The organism is Ruminococcus sp. (assembly GCF_017650195.1).
Lineage (GTDB): Bacteria > Bacillota > Clostridia > Oscillospirales > Ruminococcaceae > Ruminococcus.
Window position 1 is genome coordinate 1 of sequence record NZ_JAGCFH010000302.1, and the last position, 2,505, is coordinate 2,505.

The window sequence follows — 2,505 nt, forward strand, 5'->3', positions numbered from 1 at the left end:
ATGAATGGAATATTGGTCAAAGCAATCCTCATGTAATTGAACAAGCTGAAACAAATTACAGCTATACCCTGAACTATAGCATGATGTTTTTTAATACGCAATATACAGTTGACGCTGAAAAAATACCGGAAACAACATTTGATTATTTATCTTCCGAGCCAAAAGAAATCAAGCTGTATATTAAAAAGAATAAATTGGCAGATCAGAATGCCGATACTGATACATCGAAAAATCCCAATATCCAAGCCGACAAGGAATATACCTTCGAGGATATCCGCAGTATGACAACGGAAGAGATACAAGAACTATTTGAACTAAAAGGTGTCAAAAACAATCGTGTTCATACCTCAGATAATACTCAAAACAATTTTCTATTAGATCCAATGCCTTATTTAAAAGATAATATTCCTGAGGATATATATGGCAGTAATGAGATAATATATAGGTTTGATGAAGAAAAAGTCAAGAGATCTCTCGGACTTCCTGACGAACTTTTTGAAATAACAGTTGAAGCTTCAATGCCGATCGGTTTGGACGATACACCTGTGCAAAAGTATTGTGAATGCATTATTCAGCCCAAAACAGAAGACATTCAGACAAGAAAAGAACTTATTGCTGCCGCAATGAATTATGTTAAGCTTAATCCTGATTACCGTGATGTTGGAGTATTCTTCGAGCTTGGCGGATGGGACAATAATGTTATGTCAACTACGACTGTTTCCACAAGTACAACTACTACAGTTACGACAACAACGGCAAAGCAGACATCTTTTGAAGAACCTGTTTCAGATTCAAAAACAACTACTGCGATAGTAAAAACTCTCGAAGGCGACGTAAATTGTGACGATGAAGTTGATATGGCAGATGCTGTGCTGATTATGCAGGCACTTGCAAACCCAAATAAGTATGGTATAGACGGTACAGCAGAGCATCATCTTACTGAACAGGGCAAAACCAACGGTGATATGAACGGTGACGGGCTTACCGTCGGCGATGCACAGGCAATACAGAAGAAGCTGCTCGGATTAGACGCTCCTTCCGAATTAACATTTGACAAAACAGTCGACTGGTATCATAGCAATACGGCTGAAAGTTTCTGGGACATATGCTTTGACGGCGAATACTCCGCTGTAATCACAAATACGGAAGAACTGGAAGTATATCTCAGTAAGGTTTTACAGGATAAAGCCATAAAAGCCTATGTTGAAAAATACAACGACAGCTTTTTCAAGGACAATGTTTTGTTGCTTGACTCTATCTACCAGTCGGCCGGTATGAAAGCCGGATACCAGATTGATAATGTGGATTTCTCAGACGATGAAATATCAGTATCCGTGGTATATGCATTCAGTAAAGGGCAGGCTCTGGAATGTGTCGTATCATTATGCATTGCTCAGGTTATTGTTCCAAAGGAGGCGTACAACGGTCAGACCGTTAATTGGACGATAGAAAAGCCTTATGTCTAAAAGCAACAATAGATAAAAGATCTTTTATCCTGAATAAAACTGAAAGCTCTGCATTTGCGGAGCTTTCTTACTATAAATATGTATGGAATGGTTGCCTTACGTTTTAACAGTAAGCGCCAACTATTCCCAAACCATTGTTAATTAAAAAAGCAGCCATTACTGGCTGCTTTCAGTCTGTATTTCTACAGGCTGATTTAATATTTATGGCATTTTTCAGAAAGTTTACTTCAGAACGGCATATATAGTATTATTCAAACACTGCATTAAACTTTTCGCCGTCCTTTGGATTAAAATCATTGAAGCCGTCAGAGCCCTCTGCAATATAGATCAGAGCATTATCATCGAAACTCAAACGATTTGTGCCGAATTTTCCTGTCAGAACAACAGTATCGCCTGATATTGTCCATGTTCCTTCATCATGAGTATCGGCAGAGCCGCCAGCGCGGCTGAAATAATTGCCGTTCCTGATGAAAAATAGGGTATATGTACCTTTTTCATTTAAAAATCCAGCATTTGCTGTCAAAAAACTTTCAACACTCTGAGCCTCGACATTCTCCAAGCCCAATAGCTTTATCTGTATCGCCTGTGCATCGCCAACAGTAAGACCGTCGCCGTTCATATCTCCATTGAGCTTACCTTGTTCGGTTAGATGATGATCAGCTGTACCGTCTATACCATATTTATTAGGATTTGCAAGAGCCTGCATGATCATGACCGCATCTGACAAATCAACCTGACCGTCACAGTTTGCATCGCCTTTTAGGCTTTCTGATGTTGAAGTGGTATTTTTCAGCTCGTACTTTGACAGATCCATTAAATCCGATATATCAATATCACCGCTTCCGTTTTCATCAGAATGTTTTGCAAGCTCATCAGATATTGATTTCTGATATTTACAGAAATCTTCAATTGGAAACAATTTTTCACCTATAGAATAATGATTGTAATATATATAGTCTCCAACGGTAGTTTTGTAATATATTGCTATTCCCATACGGTCGGATTCACCTGAGAGATAGTAAATATTATCAAGCTCAGC

2 protein-coding genes are annotated in these 2,505 nt (G+C 38.6%); one reads left to right on the forward strand and one right to left on the reverse strand.

Annotated features, from left to right (window positions below; all coding sequences use genetic code 11):
- On the forward strand, nt 1–1,466 hold a 1,466-nt coding region (locus J6U00_RS13660), incomplete at its 5' end, for a dockerin type I repeat-containing protein (protein ID WP_296582724.1).
- Between the two features lie 247 nt (nt 1,467–1,713).
- Here the strand turns inward: J6U00_RS13660 and J6U00_RS13665 are convergent.
- A partial coding sequence (locus J6U00_RS13665; protein WP_365719152.1) for a dockerin type I domain-containing protein occupies nt 1,714–2,505 on the reverse strand: 792 nt, incomplete at its 5' end.